Source organism: Proteus sp. G4415 (genome assembly GCF_963896075.1).
GTDB classification, from domain to species: Bacteria; Pseudomonadota; Gammaproteobacteria; order Enterobacterales; family Enterobacteriaceae; genus Proteus; species Proteus mirabilis.
The window spans coordinates 1-2,460 of record NZ_CAWQOK010000079.1 but is presented as its reverse complement, the minus strand read 5'-3'; the positions used below and the strand labels follow the sequence as shown (position 1 = coordinate 2,460).

2 protein-coding genes and 1 tRNA gene are annotated in these 2,460 nt (G+C 35.1%); all 3 read left to right on the top strand.

The genetic code is table 11. From position 1 onward, the window contains the following. Positions 1 to 186 precede the first annotated feature (186 nt). The 3 genes from AACU95_RS09870 (at position 187) to AACU95_RS09860 (ending at position 2,315) form a co-directional block, all read left to right on the top strand. Positions 187 to 882, top strand: coding sequence for a fimbrial protein (locus AACU95_RS09870; protein WP_004243775.1), 696 nt, complete (start codon positions 187 to 189; stop codon positions 880 to 882). Between the two features lie 326 nt (positions 883 to 1,208). Beyond that, positions 1,209 to 1,283 (top strand) — tRNA-Arg (locus AACU95_RS09865). 228 nt (positions 1,284 to 1,511) lie between these two features. Beyond that, the gene (locus AACU95_RS09860; protein WP_004250658.1) at positions 1,512 to 2,315 is read left to right on the top strand and encodes a sulfite exporter TauE/SafE family protein; all 804 of its coding nucleotides are present in this window, start codon (positions 1,512 to 1,514) and stop codon (positions 2,313 to 2,315) included. Positions 2,316 to 2,460: the final 145 nt, after the last annotated feature.

The following is a 2,460-nucleotide window of genomic DNA, read 5'->3' as shown; positions in this document are numbered from 1 at the left end:
AAACATTTTGTGATATTCTAAATTAGATGAAAAATAATAAAATATTTTCAATAACATCATAATTTGATTAAACAGACTAAAATAAAAGAAAATACTTAATTTTAAAACTTAAATAATAATTTAAAAGGGGTATCATAATCCTCTAATTTAATAATTCATTATTCATTCACGAAAAGGAAGAGTAAAATGAAAAAGAATTTTCTCTATTTTACCTTACTAGCGGCTATATCAACATCAGCACTGGCTGTAACACCTTCAGCTCAATTACAGATCAATGGGGATATAAAACCACCAACTTGTACAATCAATAGTTCTAACAATACAGAAGTTGTCTTTGACTATGGCCGCATATCGCCAAGCTTGATACCACAATCTTCAAACTATCAATATGTGGATATGAAACCAGAAACAAGCATCAGTATTGAATGTGATGCTAAAACTTATTTGACTTTTATACCTACTGATACATATGGTGATGTAGATCTTGATTATAATACTAGTTTTGATAGTGCTTGGTTTCGCTTAGTTGATAAAGCCAACCCAGATAAAGCTGTTGGGGCTTCATTTTTTAATTGGAAAGATGCAACTGTTGACGGAAAAACGGCTTTTATAAGCCGAGCAACACCTAAAACAGCTGAAGTGGGGGTGTCTGTCTTAGTTAAAAATAATATTCATGGGTGGACATCAGAGCAACAAGAGGATGTATCCGCCGCATCTCTTAAATTAGTCTCAGGTGAAATCTTTACCACAAAATTTATACCAGGAATATCATCTCATACATTTATTCTTTCTCGTGATAAGCTAGCTAAAAAAGCGATAGATATTAGTAATGGACTCGATTTTATTGGTGAGGCCGTATTAACATTCTCTTTCGGTGTTTAAAAAGTTTAACAAAAACACTCTCACTATATTAACAAGCTATTAGCTTGTATACATTAAACGGGTAGGAGCCTTCTTTATTTTATTCCCCTCCCGTTTATTGCTTTAATTTTTTATGACTCATTCAATTAACCTACTAATTTTATATTTATCATTTTTATTACGATCTACTGTGACAATATAAAAATATAGAAATAGCTATTAAGGCAGTATTATCATTGATTACAAAATAAACCTTGCTAACTCAATGACTAAATACCTTGATCCCCCCACCACAAAAACGGTACTATACGGACACTGAGAAACAGTTAAGCACCCTCTCGCAAAATGTTCCCTTAGTTAAATGGATATAACGAGCCCCTCCTAAGGGCTAGTTACAGGTTCGATTCCTGTAGGGAACGCCAATTATAACAACCTATCATTTTACCCACTGTTTATTCTCGCTATAAAGAATAGGTTATTTATTAACAACACCCAATGAGAGTTTGGTGATTTAATAAAGCCTTATCAAAAATAATAACCTTTATTGTCGATAATTTGGCCTAAATTCCTATTTCACTGTCTGCACCACAGAAGTAAATCAAATCTATATTCGGTAGCTTATATCACCTGTTATGGACAGGAGAATTTAAATGATACTTTGGCTGATCTCTTTTGGCTTAATTTCAGGTATTACTACATGGTTATTTGGTTTTGGCGGTGGTTTTGTTACTGTGCCCCTACTCTATACTCTCATTCTTACACTTTGGGCGGGTGATAGCTTAGCGGGTGAACATGCTATGCAAATTGCTGTGGCTACCTCTGCGCTCATTATGCTGTTTTCCGCTATTATTACGACCCTAAAACACCATAAGGCGAAAAAAATAGATTGGAAATTAATTATGATCTTATTTTGGGGGATTGCATTCGGTGGGATCTTCGGTGCCTTACTTGCCTCATCCGTCCAAGGTGAATGGATCCGATGGATTTTTATTGGCTATCTATTCCTTACTATCTTAGATTGCTATTTTCGCCCCGGATTTATGGCGCCACGCAAAGAAATACAAAAAGTAACCAACAAAAAAGAAGCGTTAACTGGCACTATTATTGGCATTATTGCAGCTTTTTTAGGTGTAGGTGGAAGTGTTATGACCGTACCTTTATTACGCCGTAGAGGTATGTCAATGACTCAATCGGCTGCAATGGCAAACACATTGACATTCCCTTTAGCATTAACGGCAACACTCACTTATATCTTATTGTCTTTCACTACCCCGTTAGGGGATAGCGCTGGATTTGTTGGCTATATTTGGATAAAAGCAGCCGTTATTCTAATCTGTAGTACATGGATAGGATTAAAAATAGCTGAACGTTTTTTATCACGTATACCGGATAAATGGCATGCGAGAGTTTATCCGCTGTTATTGATATTGGTGTTAGTCGTTATGCTGAACTAACCCGCTAACATACCTCTGGACAAGGCAATTCTTATCTATCTGTATTGCCTTTAATATTTCACACAAAAGTGAAATTGTTACATTTACTCGACTCAATAGTAGCGTATTTTGACACCCTAGATACAACCCAATAACCATTAATATA